This is a genomic window from Niallia sp. 03133 (assembly GCF_052663225.1).
Map to the genome: position 1 here is coordinate 170805 of NZ_JBQTCY010000007.1, position 18253 is coordinate 189057.

Below are 18253 nucleotides of genomic sequence, written 5' to 3' on the forward strand. Positions count from 1 at the left end.
ATTTTGCCTATTATGAAAGTGGAAAATGGCAAGCTGCAGAATGTTCCTTTCCTTCAAGCAGCGGTTCCCTTTCTTTGCATATTGCCTGGACAATTGGACATCTTGTATGAAACCTGCAGCCTTTAGGAGGATTGGCTGGACTAGGAACATCTCCCTCCACTACGATTCTTTCTCGATTACGCATATGCGGATTTGGAATTGGATAGGCGCTTAATAGAACCTGTGTATAGGGATGCTTTGGGTTTTTAAAGATTTCTTCGGTTTTTCCCAACTCGACAATTTTCCCTAAATACATGACGGCAATCCGATCGCTTATGTACTTAACAGCACCTAATCCATGCGCGATGAATAAGTACGTTAAATTAAATTCTTTTTGCAGATCTTTTAATAGATTTAATACCTGTGCCTGTATGGAGACATCTAATGCGGACACTGGTTCATCACATACAATTAATTTTGGATTTAACATAAGCGCACGAGCAATGCCAACCCTTTGTCTTTGCCCGCCTGAAAATTCGTGCGGATATCTGCTTTTATGAAACTTCGTCAGACCAACTATTTCCAGCATTTTATCTACTTTTTTATTCACTTCTTCTTTAGAAGCCAATTTATGTGCTAATAATGGCTCCGCTAACAAGTCTCCTATTCTTTTGCGAGGATTAAGGGATGAGTAGGGATCCTGGAAAATAATTTGCATTTGAGTTCTAATCTTCCTTAGATCTCCTTGTTGAATAGTCGCCAAATCTTGTCCTTCGAATAAAACCCTTCCATCCGTTGGAGGATCCAGCTTCACTATTGCTCTTCCTGTTGTTGATTTGCCGCACCCTGATTCTCCAACTAATGAGATGGTTTCCCCTGGATAGATAGAAAAATTCAATCCGTCTACTGCTTTTACATGTCCAACTGTTTTAGAAAGAATACCTTTTTTAATAGGATAATATTTTTTTAAGTTTTGAATTTCAACAAGAGGTTCGATTTGTTTTTCGATTACTCTGTCTTTTTTAGGCAATGTTTCTATGCTCATACATTTACCTCTCTTCCATTGCTCCATTCGGCAGCATCAAGATTTCCTTCGTAAAGCCAGCACCTTGCTTTATGGTCTTCTTTATTATCGATTTTGAAATGCGGAGGTTTTTCTGTCACACACTTTTCCATTACAAACGGACATCTCGAATGAAAACGACACCCTTTTGGCATTTGCTGTAATGTCGGCACAGATCCAGGAATAGAATATAATCGCTGGTGCCCTTCATATTCTAAATGGGGAATGGAGTCTATCAGCCCTTTTGTATATGGATGCTTTGGTTCATCAAACAGTGTAAAAACATCAGCTTCTTCTACTACTTGACCTGCATACATAACAATCACTTTATCCGCCATTTCTGCAATAACTCCTAAATCATGTGTAATCATCATAATAGAAGTATTGGACTCCTTTTTTAAGCTTTTCATCAATTCTAGTATTTGCGCTTGAATCGTTACATCAAGTGCAGTTGTCGGCTCGTCTGCAATTAATAATTTGGGTTTGCACGAAAGGGCCATCGCAATCATCACCCTCTGTCTCATGCCTCCTGAAAGGGCATGAGGATACTCATCAATAATTACTTCTGCTCTAGGAATCCCGACTTTCTTCAGCATTTCGATCGCATAGCTTTTTGCTTCTTTTGCTTTATAATCCATATGTAGACGAATTAATTCCACCATCTGATTTCCAATAGTAAAAACAGGATTCAAAGAAGTCATCGGCTCCTGAAAGATCATGGATATTTCATTTCCACGAATATGCCTCATCTCTGCTTCTGCTATCTTTGTTAAATCTTTGCCGTTTAACAGCACTGACCCTTTTTTAATATAGCCATGTTTGCCTAGCAAGCGCATAATCGATAGAGATGTAACGCTCTTTCCACAACCTGATTCACCAACAATGCCGATAGTTTCGCCTGGTTTTAGGCGGAAAGAAACTTCTTCAACAGAAATAACCTCTCCCTTATCTGTTTTAAAAGCAGTTTGCAGATTTTCTACTTCCAGCGTATTATGTCCCATTTCTTCTCCCTCCTAAATAGGTCTCTTTCCATCACATGGCCGATTCTACTAACCCTTCTTTCCTATTCGAATGTGTATACTGATAGACAAGACTTAAAAACACCTTGGCAGTATAAAGCATTGCTTTTTCATCAAAAGTAAATTTAGGATGATGATGTGGATAAACTGCATCAATTTCTTCATTTCTAGCACCAACTGAAAAGAAACAACCAGGTCTATTTTGCAAATAATAAGCAAAATCTTCCCCGCCCATTCCAGGTTTTAGAACTTCTACTAATTTGGCTTCAGGCATTGTTGTTTTAACCGTTTCTACAAGAATATTTGTTTCCGTTTCCGTATTTATAGTAGAAGGATACCCCTTTGAATATTTAAATGTATAGGTGGCATGAAATGCAGTACACACACCGCTTACAAGTTCCTCCATCTCTTTTTCTATTAACTCACGAACATCTTCGTCAAATGTTCGAACCGTGCCTGTTAATTCAGCTGTATCTGCAATCACATTGCCTGCATTTCCTGCATGGAAAGAACCGATGGAAAGAACAGCAGGTTTTTGCGGATTTACCATCCTGCTTACAATATGCTTTAATTGATTCGCAATTTGTGCTCCAATTGCAATCGCATCAACGGTTTGATGCGGCGATGCCCCATGTCCCCCTTTTCCTTGAATTTTCAATTCAAAGCTATCGCTTGCAGCAGATGTCGGTCCAACTCCATAAAGAATTTCTCCAAGAGGACTTCGAGATGCTAGATGTGCACCATATACTACGTCCACTCCTTCTAAACAGCCATCTTCAATCATTGCTATCGCCCCTCCCGGAGGAAGCTCTTCTGCGTGTTGATGGAGAAGCACAATATTGCCTGCAAGACTGTCTCTGTTATCGTTCAACACTTTTGCAACGGCAAGCAATGTAGCTGTATGTCCATCATGTCCACATGCATGCATCACACCAAGTACTTTTGATTTATATTCCACCTCTTTTTCATCTTGTATTGGAAGTGCGTCAAAATCAGCTCTTAATGCAATGGTTTTTCCAGGCTTGCTTCCGTATATTTTTCCAACCACTCCATTTCCGCCTACATTCCTTTTCACTTCTATTCCGTATCCTTCTAAAATATCTCCAATCATTTTACTTGTATTAAATTCTTGAAAGGATAGCTCAGGATTTTCATGAAGATGTCTTCTCCATTCCACCATCTGATCATACATAGCTTCCACCTGTTCAAACATTTTATTTATCATTGCAGCAGCACTCCTATCTAATTTTTATCCTCAAATTGTTATCAATAGAGTTAGCATTCAGCTTAAACTGTTTCTTTAGCGAACTGTTTCTGCGACATCTTTCTCTACTTTTAATGCTGCGTAATAATGCACAATACTCAAAAATGCTTTTCCTGCTTCAATCATTGCTTTTTCATCAAAATCAAACATTGGATGGTGATGAGGATAAGCTGTGCCGGCAACTTTTGCTCCTGTATGAAAAAACATGCCTGGTTTTTCCAACAAATAGTAAGAGAAATCTTCTGCCCCCATAATTGGGGAAGACGGAACAAGCTTCTCTTTCGCTAATGTATCGGTTACTACCTCTTCGAAAACTTTTATTTCCTCTGCATGATTATATACAGCAGGATATCCTTTAATATAATCAATCTCGCATTCAGCCTGCATGCTTTGGCAGATTTGCTTTGCCATTAATTTAATTTCATCTTCCATAAACACACGTAATGATTCATCTAAAGTTCTTACCGTGCCTTTTAAAGTAGCTGAATCGGCTATTACATTCTTAGCATTGCCCGCATGAAAGGAGCCAACTGACAAAACAACTGGGTTCAGCGGATCTACTCTTCTGCTTGCAATATATTGAAGCTGATTAACTAATGCCGTGCCAACCGCAATGGCATCCACCGTTTCATGTGGAGCAGAACCATGCCCTCCCTTTCCTTTAACGGTAATCTCAAATGCATCTGCAGCTGCCTGCGAATAGCCAGGAGTATAAAAATATTTTCCCAACTCGTTTAAAGAAGATAAATGTGATCCAAACACAACATCTACGCCTTCTAAACAATTATCTTCAATCATTGCCTTTGCTCCACCTGGAGACAACTCCTCAGCGTGTTGATGCAATAATACAATAGTGCCTGCTATTTGATCTTTTTGATCTTGTAAAACTTTTGCAACAGCTAATAATGTAGCTGTATGGCCATCATGTCCACATGCATGCATCACACCAGGAATTTTCGATTTATACGCTACATTCTTTTCATCTTGTATTGGCAATGCATCAAAATCAGCCCGAAGCGCAATAGTTTTCCCAGGCTTGCTTCCATATATTTTTCCAACTACACCTCTTCCTCCTACATTTCTTTTAACCTCTATTCCATAACTCTCCAATATATCTGCAATCATTTTAGGTGTTTCTACTTCTTGAAAAGACAGTTCAGGATATTGATGCATATGCCTTCTCCACTCAACCATTTGTTCATGCATTCCTTCTAATTCTTCATGCCAATTATCTAACATGCTATCCCTCCTGTACCTTTTTAATAAAGTGAACCTTTCCATCAGTGGGGGTTTTCTTCATCCCCCACTGATGGTTAGTTGAACTTATCGGACCTTTACGGGCAGTTATCCCCACCTTGCTTCCTCGGTTTCTCGGCATCTTAAAGTGGGGGTCTTACTGCCCGTTAAGAGTGGGATAAATTCCATATAAAATTCTCAAAATGCGGGAAAAACATACAAATAATTCACTTATCTACTACATTCATAAATTATATGTATGTTTTTCTGAATGGGAAGAAGCTGTTTCTATTAAAAAGTAATTAAGTAGATTTAATGTTTAAATTTCTGATTTATCAAATAATTTAAACTATTTATTATAAAGTAACGCCAATTTATGCAATAGTATACTAAGTTATTTTTATCATCATCATAAACAGATTTAATGATAAAAACCGATAAAAAATTCACTATGATGAATTTTATTTATCTAATCGACTTGATTACGCTTTCATTAATAGCCATACATTTTTGATTTGTAATAACATCTTACAAAAAACAACAATTTTTTTTTTATAGACTAAAAATTTTATCTTTTCTTAACAAAAAAAAGACAATGCGACTTATAATCACTTTGCCTTTTTATCCGTTTATTATAATACTTTGCTTAAAAAGGATTTTGTTCGTTCCTCTTTAGGATTAGAAAATAATTCGGATGGAATATTTTCTTCTACTATATATCCTCCATCCATGAATATTACTCTATCTCCTACTTCTCTTGCGAATCCCATTTCGTGTGTTACGACAACCATGGTCATCCCCTCTTTTGCCAGATCTTTCATGACTTCCAGTACTTCTCCGACCATTTCCGGATCAAGTGCAGAGGTCGGTTCATCAAACAACATGATTTTTGGTTCCATTGCTAAAGCCCTCGCTATTGCAACACGCTGTTTCTGTCCCCCTGACAGCGAATCGGGATAAACGTTTGCCTTATCTTCTAATCCTACTTTTTTTAATAATGCCAAAGCCTTCTTTTTTGCTGCTTCTGCTTCTACCTTTTTTACTTTCATTGGAGAAATAATAATATTTTGTAATACTGTTTTATGCGGGAACAAATTAAATTGTTGAAAAACCATCCCCACTTCACGACGGACTTTATTAATATCTGTCCCTTTATCGGTAAGATATTTTCCTTGAATGCTAATTTGCCCAGATGTGACTGTTTCTAATAAATTTAAGCATCTTAAAAAAGTAGATTTTCCTGATCCAGATGGTCCAATAATCACCACTACTTCTTGAGGATCAATCTTCACATTGATATCTTTTAATACTTCATTTGTTCCAAAGGATTTTTTTAATTTATCAACAATAATCATTCTGTTTTCAACCTTCTTTCCAAACGATTTAAGAAGAAGCTTAATGTTAAGGTTAATACAAGGTAAATAAGAGCAACCGTTAAATACGGCTCCCAAACTCGGTTATACTGTCCCATCATAATTCTTCCATAATACATCAGTTCAGGTGTTGCAATAACGGAAGCAAGGGAAGAATCCTTTATCAACACAACAAATTCATTCCCGAGGGGAGGAATCATTCTTTTTACTGATTGTGGAAGAATAATGTATCTCATTGCTTGTACATGTGTCATGCCAAGCGATCTTGCTGCCTCCATTTGCCCTTTATCAATGGACTGAATTCCTGCACGAAAAATCTCCGCAATATAAGCAGCTGCATTTAACGACAATGCAATAATAGCAGCCAATATACCATTTGTTTCACCAGTTAGCATTGGTACTAAACCAAAATGAATGATCAATATCTGTACGAAAAGAGGAGTACCTCGAAAAAATGCAATATAGCATTGAAATGGTAATGCCACTAGTTTATTTTTTGTCATTTTTCCTAAGCCAATTAAAAGACCAAAAATCGTCCCAATCGCAATAGAAATTAATGATAAACCAATGGTTAATAGCGTACCTTCCCAAAATAGGCCCGCATATTCCCCTATTATTGTAAAATTAAAGTCCATATTTTACCTCCTCCAATAAGAAAAGCACAAGCGCCTTGCTCATTGCCGTACGGACTGGAAGGACTTTGACTGAGATAAGGCGAACCTTCCATCGGGATGTTCTTCCCCCTGATGGCTAGTTAAGCCGATCAGGTTTTTACGGGCAGTTTTTCATCCACCCTCCATTTCTCCAAGTACTTTCTTACTGCCCGTTAATACGTGATAAAGGAAACACGATGAGCGGGAGCGAATCGATGTTGACTTATCGTAGGGAAAAGTCCTGAAGTACGTTAGGCAATTGGCGCTGGAGCTAGACACTTAACTAAATTTAAAAAGTTTTCTTACTTCTTATTTCAAAATTATAATACCTTTTAGTGTCAATCATGCATATGTATAAATAATGAAATTTCATCGGTATAGACAAATTCTCGTTTATGTAAAAAAAGGTACTCATAAGGGGAATCCCACCGACGAAAACTAGGATTTGTTTAAACAAGTCCTTCCTAGCTTGTTATTGTGGGGTTATGCCTCTTTTTTGAGTACCCTTTTTAAGCTGCAGCCATCTATTGCTGTGCTTTTAAATTTTCGATGTCCGGATCTGTCCCAAACCATTTTTTATAAATTTCTGCGTATGTTCCATTATCCAATATCGCATTAAATGCTTTATCAAAATCTCCAACTAGCTTGCTATCTTTCGGGAACATTAATCCATAATATTCCGATTCAAATCCTTCTTTATCTTCAATAACGATAAAGTTATCTTTTGGATTATTTTTAGCATAAGCCTCAATTACAGCATTATCTGCAACTACTGCATCTGCCCCGCCACTTTTCATTTGAAGAATAGCAAGGTTGTTGTTTTCAAATTTCTTTACTTGTTTGCTGTTAGCTCCTAAAAGGGCATCCACTGCTTCAGCACCTGTAGTGCTTGTTTGTACTGCCACTCTTTTTCCTTTTAAATCTTGCGCGCTTTTAATATCTGTATTTTTTGGCGCTAAAATTTTGTTGGTGCTTTTAAAATATGGAACAGAGAAATCATATGTTTTTTTGCGGTCATCATTAATGGTAATCGCTGATAACCCAACATCTGCTGTTTTATTTTGAAGCTCTGCAAATAATGGATCCCATCCTGCATTAACAATTTCATAATCATACTTTGCTTCTTTTGCCACTGCTTCAAAGATTTCTACATCAAATCCTACAATCTTATTTTTATCCATGTATTCAAATGGAGCATACGCTGCATCTGTTACTACTCTAAGTTTCTTTTTCCCATCACTTCCATTTGATCCTTCATCTTTGCTTGTCCCACAAGCTGCTAAAATTAAAACGAATGTCATTAAAAGAGCAAATAACGTCCCTTTCTTTTTCATTAATTAGTCCCCCTAATCTTTTTATATTAATATAGAAAAAACTATATATTCAAACTATAGGAAATTTTCTAAAATATGTAATCAAAAAAACAATATCGTCTTTTTCCCACTCATTTTCTAGGTTTAATTCCGCTTTTATACTGAATTTATTATAGCTTTATGTCGAATTTTATACAAGAAAACTTTTTTGAATATTTTCAAAACATTTCATAATATAGGAATTTTTCCTCTATAAAAAATAGAAGGAATTGTTTAGTGAACAAAAATACAATAGGACTATTCCATTAGAATAGTCCCTCGTAGATAAATGCCACCCTTCATGGGGCATTTTAATGATTGAATAAAGGTTGCATTATTCCTTTTATGTTCAGTCCAATAGTTTAGCAGATTGTAAATGTGCTTTGAATTTTTTACACTCTAATAACTATTGGTCCTAAGTCGTTTTTAAGGTTATATTTTAAATTGTTTGGATAAATAACGGCAAAGTCCCGCTTCTTTATAGGAGTATTCCGTTATTTCATCCACATGTGCTTTTACTGTATCTGGAGCATTTTCCATGGCAACAGCATATCCCACCCGTTTTAGCAGCGGCAAATCATTTTCTCCATCGCCAACTGCAAGCACTTCCTTAAAATCCAAGGAATATTGATCTAAAAAATATTGAACACCCGTGGCTTTGTTTATATTCTCAGCGGTTGTCTCTACATTGTGCTCTGTAGAGGAAGCATACGTAAACCCTGTTTCCCGCTTTATTTCTTTTAAATATTCAATCCAAGCATCCATATTTTTTTTCTGTTTATGAAAAAAGTAAATTTTAGTAATATTATTTGAATTGAGCTTTTCCTTCCACTCGATATGCTGCTCTACTGCAGCCTTTCTCGAACGCCACTCCATTTCTTCAACAGAAGGCGGGCGATCTCCTTTAATGGCTTCCAAAATCATTTCTTTATCATCAAGCAGCACATACCGTTCTCCTACAGCGGGATGTATTTCATAATATAATTCTCGTTCTTTGGCTTCTCGAATTAATAGTTCAACAAGAGAAGGATCTAAAGAATGCTGAAACAATTGTTTGTCCCTTGCAAATGCAGACATCCCATTTGAAGTAACAATGCCGTCTACTTCAAACAACCCTTCCGGCATCGTATCCTTCACTTCCAAAATAGTTCTTCCTGTAGCGATAAAAACTTTCATTCCTGTGCTTCTTAATGCAGTCAGATAATCGCTTAACTGGCTGCTTACCTTGCTTTCTTCATTAAGCATTGTTCCATCCATATCTAAAACGATTGCTTTAATCTGCATAACAAACTCCTTTTAATTTCACAGCTATTATTCAAAAAATTCTTTATATAGTGCTTTTACTGCACTTTTTGCCATTGGTTCCTTAACTCCAAACATCATGCTCACTTCTGATGATCCTTGATTGATCATTTCAATGTTTACCCCCGTCTCTGCTAATGCCTTAGCAGCTCTTGCAGTTGTGCCCACATTATGACGCATTCCTTCTCCCACTACCATAATAAGTGCTAAATTATGCTCCACGACAATTTGTTCTACTTGAAGCTCTTCTTTAATGCGTTGGATAATTTCATCTTCATTTTTCCCAGCAAGTTGACTTTGTCTTAATATTATCGTTAAATCATCTATTCCGGAAGGCATATGCTCATATGAAATATGAAAATCTTCTAAAATAGATAATATTCTACGTCCGAATCCAACTTCTCTATTCATTAAATATTTGCTTATATAAATAGAGCAAAATCCTTTATCATTCGCAATCCCGACAACCGGCCCATTTGTATTATTTCTTGTTGCCACTATTCTTGTGCCAGGAACGGTCGGATTATTAGTATTCTTTACATTAACTGGGATGCCTGCACGATATGCTGGTATTAAAGCTTCTGCATGAAAAACAGAAAAACCTGCATAAGATAATTCTCTCATTTCACGATATGTTAATTCTTTTATCCCTTTTGGATTAGAAACAATGGTAGGATTTACAGAGAATACTGCATCTACATCTGTAAAGTTCTCGTAAAGTTCAGCTTTAACTCCATTTGCCAAAATGGCACCTGTAATATCTGATCCACTTCTTGAAAAGGTCACCACATTTCCTTTTTCGCTGTATCCAAAGAAGCCTGGGAAAACAATAATAGAATCGTATTCTCTTAAAGCATACAGACGGTCATAGGATTCAGGAAGAACTTGAGCATTGCCAGGATCATCACTCACAATCAGCCCGGCATCTTTTGGATTAATATATTGCGCTTTTACCCCTCTTTGATTAAAGAAATGGGCAACAAGCTTGGCATTATTATCTTCCCCACATGCTTTCACTGCTTCCATATACGAAGGTACATCCGATTTATCTGCATGAAGAACTTCTAATAAGTCTTTTTTAATTGTTGTTATTATTTCATTGGAAAGATCCAATTCTTTTGCAATATTTGCATATCTTTCCAAAATTATATTAATCGTTTCCACTGCGTCTTCATCAGCTATCATTTTTTCACCACAAGCAATTAATAGATCTGTCACTTTCATGTCATCATCGTATCTTTTTCCAGGAGCGGAAACGACGACAATTCTCCGCTTCTTGTCATTTTGGACAATATCCAATACTTTCTCTAACTGTTTCCCTGTTGCCAATGAACTTCCGCCAAACTTTACAACCTTCATTTCTACAACTCCTATTACTCAATTAGTATCTGCTGTAACTTTATAACTCTTTTTCTTTAGCTCTTTCTTATTATTACTTTTTCTAGGAAAAGAATCAAGAACTTTTCCTTCTGTAGAAAACAAATGTTTTTTCCAAAAGGACAAGAAGTTATTTTTTACATAATAGACTTCATTTCTGATAAAACATGCAAGCAAAAATGGAAAGAAAAGTTCTTTAAAAAAATACAGTTTTGCGATAATATAATATTTAGAGAAACGAAATTGTTTTTAGAAAGAAGTGTTTATAGTTGGATGATCAACGTTATTCAAAACGGAATTTAATTATTATGTGGTTCGCAAACTTTTTTATCAGCGGAAGTATGACAATGGTTTTGCCTTTTCTATCGTTATATATTGAAACATTTGGAAACTTCCCCAAAAATTATGTACAGCATTGGTCAGGATTATGCTTTTCCATTACATTTGTATCTGCTTTTTTATTTTCACCATTTTGGGGGAAAATTGGTGACAAATATGGAAGGAAAAAAATCCTGCTTACACTAGGACTAGGTTTAGGTACATCTATCTTTTTAATGAGTTTCGCAACATCTGTATGGCAGATATTCATTCTTCGTTTTTTCACCGGTTTCTTCACAGGGTTTATTCCTATGTCACAAGCATTTATTTCTACTCAAACTCCTAAAAAAATTGCTGGACAGGTTCTTGGCACCTTGCAGACAGGCAGTATTACAGGTTCCTTAATTGGTCCAATGCTCGGAGGGGTACTTGCTGATATGGTAGGGTTCTCCACTACCTTCCGATTTACTTCCATTTCGATCTTTATCTCCGTGCTATTAGTTTTGGCAACAAAAGAATTTATTCTGCCTGTTGCCAAAGGATCAAAAACTCATTATTCGAGCAAAGAAGTGTTATCCTATATTTTGAAAAATCCAATTTTTGTTACGGTACTGTTCATTTCAGCATTAGTGCAAATCGCTCATTTCAGCATTCAGCCGATCCTCTCTCTTTATGTCAGTGATCTTCATGGACCTGATAATATAGCATTTTACTCTGGCATCGCATTTTCTGCAGCAGGCTTAGGAAACTTATTAATGGCCAAAAAATGGGGAGAAATCAGCGATCGAACAGGCTATATAAAAATTCTTGTTCTGCTTTTATTCATTGCAGGAATCATTTATTTACCCGGCGGCTTTGTTCACCATTTCTGGCAGCTTCTCATTATCCGCTTTATCCTTGGTATTTCAATAGGAGGCATTATTCCAGTTAGAATAGCCTATATCCGCCAGGAGGCTCCGATTGCCATGCAAGGAGAGGTACTCGGATACGAAACGAGTTTGCGTTTCTTGGGAAATGTGATCGGTCCTGCGCTAGGTGGACTAATTGCCGGAAACTTTGGCTTCTCTGCAGTGTTCATATCCACTAGTGTTTTATTATTAATTAGCGGCTCACTCCTAGTCACTATGATGCATCGTCACCCTAAATATACAAGACAACAATCCGCTTAAAAAGAAAAGCAGAAGCGTCTTGTATATTGCCGTACGGACTGGAAGAACTTTGACTTATCGTAGGGAGAAGTCGTGAAGTACGATAGGCAATAGGCGTTGGAGCTAGACAAAAAGAAAAGCGCAAGAGCCGGTTTGAGATCTTTTTTGTTGCTTGGCGCCTCAGTTAAACTAAAAAAGCAGCGTTCTTCAAAAAATAAAGTGCTGCTTTTTCATTTTCAGTTTGCAACTCGTTATTACTTCATATTTTCATATTTCCTAATGTTTTTCCAGGCTCTCCTCAAATTTATCCCACTGCTCTATTCCTAGCCTCTGCATACTTGGCAGCCTTTTTTTAAATAATTTAATAATTACCATTCTTTCCTGTTAATAATGGTAGAAATGCATACCTTCCATCCTGTAAAATAAATAGATCAGCATATTGTCTTTACGAGGAATACAAAATGCTGAATGTCTCCATCTAATGCAACTAATCTTAAATACGAAAGGAAGTTGAATACATGGCAAAATCTCAAGCGAAAAAGAAAAGAGAAAAATATATGCGGGAACATGGGTTTGACACAACTATTCGCCGAGGAAGCTGGGGATCCATCCACCCTGTTACGAAAAGAACGAAAACAAAACAAGAGCGATTAGCACAAATAGAAAAAAAACACCGAAAGAATCATTCCAGCGCTATAAAAGAGAATGGTTCTTTTTATTTAATCGGTTAATAAATGTCCAACCAAGTAAGGTGCTTTATTCAGAGTAATAGATGACAACAAACAAAGTTGCTGTTTCATTCTGTACATTTTTATACATATGTGTTTGATTTGGTGTAAACTGTAATCCATCTCCAGTTGCTAGCCGATAGTTCTTTTCTCCGATCTCTAAACTGATTTCTCCCTCCCCTACTAAAATATATTCTTCCCCTGCATGTTTTTCAGAAATATGATGCGAATTTCCATCCAGCTGTATCGTATAGATCTCAAATTTTTTTCCAGGATGGAAAGGGAATAAGGAAAAGATTCGATAATGACTGCTGTCATCTTCAAATGGATCCAAATCGCTAATACTTACTTTTTTAATTGTTGTAGCTGATTCTGCCATAAAATAAGAAAAAGAAACTTGGAGACCCATTGCTATTTTCCAAAGAGTGGAGACCGTTGGATTTGACTTTCCTTTTTCAATTTGTGCAAGCATTCCTTTGCTTACACCTGTTAATTCTGCCACTTTGTCTAAACTAAACCCTCTTTTTTTACGTAAATCCTCTAAGTTTTTTCCAATAATATTTGTAATCGACTGCATCGTAATCTCCTTAAAATAATGGTTGATTAATTTGCTATCCCTTTATATAATGTTCATTATATCATACATATGAATAATATATCATACAAAAAAAAGGAGTAAAATGGTGGATACTTATAAAGCTTTTCCAGAACAAGAAACATCTTCTCCTACCTTTTTGGAGGGAGTTAAAGACTGTATTCCAACCTTATTAGGCTATATTAGCATTGGTATTGCTATGGGCATTGTTGGCCTATCAGGTGGTTTATCCATTTTCCAAGTGTTTTTACTGTCAACATTTGTATATGCTGGTTCTTCACAATTTATTATATGTGCAATGATTGCCGCATCCAGCCCAATTAGCGCTATTATTCTAACAACCTTTATCGTGAATCTAAGGCATTTATTGCTTAGCTCCGTATTAGCTCCAAAGTTTACATCCTATTCTTTATGGAAAAATCTTGGGATAGGAAGCTTGGTAACAGATGAATCCTTTGGGGTTGCTATCATCAAGCTGGCAAAAAAACATCCTATAAGCGACCGATGGATGAATGGACTTAATTTGACCGCATATATCGTTTGGATTATTTCCTGTACTGTGGGTGCTTATTTAGGGGGATGGATTCCTGATCCGCAAATATTAGGATTTGATTTTGCTTTAACCAGCATGTTTATCGCCTTGCTTATTCTGCAGTTGCAAACCATTACACCTTCTAAACTAAAGCATTACTTATTCCTTATGCTGATGATGGTCATTTGCATGCTTGTTCTTTCTTCTTTTGTTGCCAGCAGTCTTGCTGTAATCCTGTCTACTATCATTGTAGCTTCTATAGGAGTGATGACAGATAAATGAGCATAACAAATGAATTTCTTCTTCTTTTATTAGGCTGTACACTTGTAACCATTATACCGAGAGTCTTCCCTTTTTTGCTGGTTCGTAATTTTTCCATCCCAGCACCAGTGGAAAAATGGCTTTCTTATATACCTGTCTGCATCTTCACAGGATTAATTGTACAAAGTTTCTTAATAGACAATAAAGACGGCCTCCATTTGAATTGGACCGTATTAGCTGCTGCAATTCCTGCCTTTATCATTGCAATTAAAACAAAAAGCTTGCTGACTACTGTATTAACTGGTGTTGGTTGTATGGCAATCATTCGATTGTTATTTTAATGGAAAAAGAGCATCCCTTGTCAAAGCAGGAATGCTCTCAAGCTGTCGACAAACGCTCGATTTCTTCGTTGTTCGCCTTACTCGGATGCTCATTACCCAACCACGGTAACTGCGCTCCTCCTAAGGCTTCACGCCTCGAAATACAAACGTTTTCGATCAGCCTGTAGTTTGTACAAAGAATACTTTGTCTGCCCTCTAAAAGTATCCAAGCAGGAATGCTCTTTGTTCAACAATAAACTTTATCGTCATCTTTTACCTTGCTTACACTTATCGATACGTTCAGCTCTTGTGCACCACTGCCAATATACACCCCTTTTAATGGCGTAATATCTGCATAATCCCTTCCTGTAGCAACACAAATATGCTGATTTAATGCCATCATGTTGTTGGTTGGGTCAAAGCCAATCCATCCATGCTCTGGAATATACACTTCCACCCATGCGTGTGTTTGAGAATCCCCACGCATTGCTGCATCTTCGCCACCATAAATATAGCCGCTCACATAACGTGCTGGAATACCAGCATCTCTGCATATGCCTAACATAACATGAGAAAAGTCTTGGCAAACCCCTGAAAGTTTCTCAAAAGCTTCATGTGCAACTGTTTTTACATGAGTTGCTCCTGGCACATAGGCAAAATTTGTATAGATGTATTCATTTAGTCTATGCAAAAAGGTATATACGTCCAAATCCCTTCCTCCAAGCGTATCTGTAATGGATTGCAGCATCTCTTTTTTCAGCATAGTATACGATGTAGGCATAAGAAATTCTGCAAACTCCGCTTGAAAGGAAGGCAAGTTCATTTGATTTTTTATGTGTTCATTTATAAAAACCTTTGGCTTTTGATAATCAATTTCCAATACAGATCGAGATTCTACCAATAATTCATCATGCGGTTCCCATAGGTAAAAGCTGCTGACTTCATTTCCCCAATAATCATTATGATTATAGTAGGATGTGTGTGGTTTAATCCTCAATTCATATTGTAATAATTTCTGATTTGTAGTGGATAATGGTTTAAAAATACATTGATTAATGCTTTGCTTCACTGGCAATCTATATTTATAATGTGATCGTTGAAGCACTTCGTATTTCATGTTGGACTCATCTCTCCTAAATAATATGTCTCCATTATCGCAATTCCAACCGAATCACAAAGAGACTGTAGCTTTTGACAGTATTCATGAAGGGAAACTGGCAGGTTTTTCACGGAATCATAGCGTAATTCTTGATGAAGCTCTTCTAATTTACCATAAAGCTTTTGTGCATAATCATTTATTTGCTGCTTTTCCAGTACTTGAAAGGCATTTACCAGCTGCTGAACTCCGTAGCTTGCAGAACGCGGCTGCGAATCATCGAATAGCAGATAATTCACTATCTTTACCGGATCCATTGATGCCTGATATTTTTGGATATACGAATGATAACCGCTTAAACTGCTTAAAACGGAACTCCAGTAATGATATTGAATATCTTCCTTTTCAAACCGTTCTGTTCTTTTTTTATGATAATATACATCCAGTGTTCTTGCCAGCTTTCGAATAACCTCCAAATATTTCCCGAATACTAAAAATAAATATCCTTCTCTTCGAGACATGAAACCTGAAATTATCCCTTGAAATAAAAAATATTTTTCATGAATACTTTGCAGGAACCGGTTCAAATCCTCATTATTTGTTTCAAAAAAACTAACTTCTTTTATCTCTAAGTAAAGATCATTGATTACTTCCCACAATTCAATGGGCAGAATCTCCCTTACCATCTTAGCATTTTCTCTTGCAACTTTTATACAAGATAAAATGGAATTGCTGTTTTGTTTAGAAAACGCAAGGTATTGAATAACAGATTCACGATTATAAGAATCATAAATTTTTCTAAACTCCTCCTTATCGCTTGCAATTTCAATTACCTCTTTCCAATCACTCTCTGTTCCCAGCAAAGGATCTTGATTTTCTAAAATACTTACGAGCCTTGCAGATAATAATTTAGCCACACTATCTGCCCGTTCCATATTCTGCGCTATCCAATAAAGTGAGTCTGCCACACGACTTAACATTTTATTCTGCCTCCTTGCTATCTGTGCTATTGCCTAATACCCATGTATCTTTACTTCCGCCGCCTTGGGATGAATTCACTACTAGCGAACCTTTCTTTAAGGCAACCCTCGTTAATCCTCCTGGAATAATGTGCGGTTTTTCATTCAATAAAACAAATGCACGAAGATCGACATGTCTGCTTTGAATTCCCTCTGCAGTATGAGTTGGCAAGGTAGAAAGCGAGATAGTTGGCTGTGCAATAAAGTTTTCTGGATTGTTGATTATTTTTGCTCGAAAAATGCTTTTCTGCTCTTCGGTTGCATGAGGACCGATTAGCATATTATAGCCGCCAGATGAGTTTCTTTCTTTAATAACAAGCTCATCTAAATGATTTAATGCATACTCATAATCTTCTTTTTTAGACAAAATATATGTTTTCACATTCGATAAAATGGGCTCTTCATTTAAATAGTAGCGAATCATATCGGGAACATAAGCATATGTAGCTTTATCATCTGCAACCCCATTGCCAATAGCGTTAGCGATAGAGACATTTCCTGCACGGTACGCATCCAATAATCCTGGCACTCCTATCAACGAGTCTTCCTTGAATTCTAATGGATCCAAATAATCATCATCTATTCGACGATAAATAACATCTACTTGCTGCAATCCTCTAGTTGTTTTCATATATACTACCCGTTCTTGAACAACCAAGTCCCTGCTTTCCACCAGCTCAATTCCCATTTGCCTTGCTAAAAAGCTGTGATCATAATAGGCCGAATTATACATGCCGGGTGTTAATAAAACAATCGTCGGTTTTTCAATATTTTTCGGGGCAATATATTTTAACGCTTCAAGCATTTCATATAAACAATTATCCAATGACTGCAATTCGTATTCTTTGAATAATTCAGGGAAAAGCTTCCGCATAATATACCGGTTTTGAAAGACATATGATAGCCCGGATGGATTCCGGATATTATCTTCCAGCACAAGGTAATTTCCTTTTTCATCACGGATTAAATCGATGCCTGCAATAAAAATATGATTTTTTTTCGGCACTTTCACTCCGTAGACTTGATGATAAAAATGTGGAGATGTTACGATCAACTCGCGGGGAACAATTTTATCCTTTAAAATATTCTGATCTGTATAAATATCCTCGAGAAAACAATTTAACGCTTTGATTCTTTGCTGCAAACCTTTTTCAATTACTTGCCATTCCTTTTGAGAAATAATACGGGGCAAGGGATCAAACGGCATGGTTCTTTCCGTTCCTTCTTCATTATCATAAACGGTAAATGTTATACCTTGACGCATAAAATCCTGTTCGGCAAGCATATGCCTTCTCTTAATAGACTCATCATCCAAAGAAGACATGTTGCTCCATAACGTCTTATAATGGTTATGTGGTTTTTCTGAATTTTCAAACATTTCATCAAAGTAATTTTTTTTCATCTCATATTTATTAATCAATTAACAGCACCTGCCTTTATAATCCAAATTATTCGACAGATTTTTGCAATATCCTTTCCCATTTTGAGTTAAATTTAGAATTTTATTAAAATTCAGCCAAAATTAACAAAAGAAAAATAAAGAGAATGAGTCAGAGGGTAGACATCCATGCTAATAAAATTTGCACCAAGGCACATGAAAAGAAGCAGTTTTTTTAAG

General features: G+C 36.5%; 17 protein-coding genes. 4 read left to right on the forward strand and 13 right to left on the reverse strand.

Features of this window, described 5'->3' with window-relative positions; translation table 11 throughout:
• Window positions 1–10 precede the first annotated feature (10 nt).
• The 9 genes from ACTYBU_RS11815 to ACTYBU_RS11855 all read right to left on the reverse strand — a co-directional run bounded on the left by ACTYBU_RS11815 (window position 11) and on the right by ACTYBU_RS11855 (window position 10600).
• The gene (locus tag ACTYBU_RS11815) at window positions 11–1024 is read right to left on the reverse strand and encodes an ABC transporter ATP-binding protein (protein WP_445489942.1); all 1014 of its coding nucleotides are present in this window, start codon (window positions 1022–1024) and stop codon (window positions 11–13) included.
• On the reverse strand, window positions 1021–2043 hold the full coding sequence (locus tag ACTYBU_RS11820) for an ABC transporter ATP-binding protein (RefSeq protein WP_445489943.1): 1023 nt from the start codon (window positions 2041–2043) through the stop codon (window positions 1021–1023). Before ACTYBU_RS11820 ends, ACTYBU_RS11815 begins: the two co-directional genes overlap by 4 nt.
• Window positions 2044–2074: 31 nt before the next feature.
• Complete coding sequence (locus ACTYBU_RS11825) at window positions 2075–3286, reverse strand: M20 family metallopeptidase (protein WP_445489944.1); 1212 nt, start codon at window positions 3284–3286, stop codon at window positions 2075–2077.
• 75 nt (window positions 3287–3361) lie between these two features.
• Entirely contained in the window at window positions 3362–4564 is a 1203-nt protein-coding gene (locus ACTYBU_RS11830; protein ID WP_445489945.1) for a M20 metallopeptidase family protein, read from the reverse strand.
• A 629-nt stretch (window positions 4565–5193) separates the two neighbouring features.
• The gene (locus ACTYBU_RS11835; RefSeq protein WP_445489947.1) at window positions 5194–5916 is read right to left on the reverse strand and encodes an amino acid ABC transporter ATP-binding protein; all 723 of its coding nucleotides are present in this window, start codon (window positions 5914–5916) and stop codon (window positions 5194–5196) included.
• Window positions 5913–6569 carry an amino acid ABC transporter permease gene (locus ACTYBU_RS11840; RefSeq protein WP_445489949.1) on the reverse strand — a complete coding sequence of 219 codons (657 nt, stop codon included), beginning with the start codon at window positions 6567–6569 and terminating at the stop codon, window positions 5913–5915. Before ACTYBU_RS11840 ends, ACTYBU_RS11835 begins: the two co-directional genes overlap by 4 nt.
• Window positions 6570–7111: 542 nt before the next feature.
• Window positions 7112–7921, reverse strand: coding sequence for a basic amino acid ABC transporter substrate-binding protein (locus ACTYBU_RS11845; RefSeq protein WP_445489950.1), 810 nt, complete (start codon window positions 7919–7921; stop codon window positions 7112–7114).
• A gap of 450 nt (window positions 7922–8371) precedes the next feature.
• Window positions 8372–9223 (reverse strand): HAD family hydrolase, encoded by an 852-nt coding sequence (locus ACTYBU_RS11850; protein WP_445489952.1) that lies wholly within the window; start codon window positions 9221–9223, stop codon window positions 8372–8374.
• A gap of 27 nt (window positions 9224–9250) precedes the next feature.
• Window positions 9251–10600: an aspartate kinase gene (locus ACTYBU_RS11855; RefSeq protein ID WP_445489953.1), complete on the reverse strand. Its 1350-nt coding sequence runs from the start codon at window positions 10598–10600 to the stop codon at window positions 9251–9253.
• A 287-nt stretch (window positions 10601–10887) separates the two neighbouring features.
• On the opposite strand from ACTYBU_RS11855, the gene ACTYBU_RS11860 reads away from it, so the two are divergent.
• Both ACTYBU_RS11860 and ACTYBU_RS11865 read left to right on the forward strand, forming a co-directional pair.
• The gene (locus ACTYBU_RS11860; RefSeq protein WP_445489954.1) at window positions 10888–12105 is read left to right on the forward strand and encodes an MFS transporter; all 1218 of its coding nucleotides are present in this window, start codon (window positions 10888–10890) and stop codon (window positions 12103–12105) included.
• Window positions 12106–12602: 497 nt separating this feature from the next.
• On the forward strand, window positions 12603–12815 hold the full coding sequence (locus ACTYBU_RS11865; RefSeq protein WP_445489956.1) for a hypothetical protein: 213 nt from the start codon (window positions 12603–12605) through the stop codon (window positions 12813–12815).
• Between the two features lie 25 nt (window positions 12816–12840).
• Here the strand turns inward: ACTYBU_RS11865 and ACTYBU_RS11870 are convergent, their stop codons facing one another.
• Complete coding sequence (locus ACTYBU_RS11870) at window positions 12841–13389, reverse strand: helix-turn-helix domain-containing protein (RefSeq protein ID WP_445489958.1); 549 nt, start codon at window positions 13387–13389, stop codon at window positions 12841–12843.
• A 103-nt stretch (window positions 13390–13492) separates the two neighbouring features.
• Here ACTYBU_RS11870 and ACTYBU_RS11875 point away from each other — a divergent pair, with 103 nt between their 5' ends.
• Window positions 13493–14221, forward strand: coding sequence for an AzlC family ABC transporter permease (locus ACTYBU_RS11875; protein WP_445489959.1), 729 nt, complete (start codon window positions 13493–13495; stop codon window positions 14219–14221).
• Entirely contained in the window at window positions 14218–14541 is a 324-nt protein-coding gene (locus tag ACTYBU_RS11880) for an AzlD domain-containing protein (protein ID WP_445489961.1), read from the forward strand. The genes ACTYBU_RS11875 and ACTYBU_RS11880 overlap by 4 nt, the downstream gene beginning before the upstream one ends.
• A 226-nt stretch (window positions 14542–14767) precedes the next feature.
• Here ACTYBU_RS11880 and ACTYBU_RS11885 read toward each other — a convergent pair whose 3' ends face one another.
• From ACTYBU_RS11885 to ACTYBU_RS11895, 3 genes are read right to left on the reverse strand one after another with little or no spacing between them, the layout of a single operon-like run.
• Complete coding sequence (locus ACTYBU_RS11885; protein WP_445489962.1) at window positions 14768–15637, reverse strand: transglutaminase family protein; 870 nt, start codon at window positions 15635–15637, stop codon at window positions 14768–14770.
• On the reverse strand, window positions 15634–16596 hold the full coding sequence (locus ACTYBU_RS11890; protein ID WP_445489964.1) for an alpha-E domain-containing protein: 963 nt from the start codon (window positions 16594–16596) through the stop codon (window positions 15634–15636). Before ACTYBU_RS11890 ends, ACTYBU_RS11885 begins: the two co-directional genes overlap by 4 nt.
• A gap of 1 nt (window position 16597) precedes the next feature.
• Window positions 16598–18037: a circularly permuted type 2 ATP-grasp protein gene (locus ACTYBU_RS11895; protein WP_445489965.1), complete on the reverse strand. Its 1440-nt coding sequence runs from the start codon at window positions 18035–18037 to the stop codon at window positions 16598–16600.
• Between the last annotated feature and the right edge of the window lie 216 nt (window positions 18038–18253).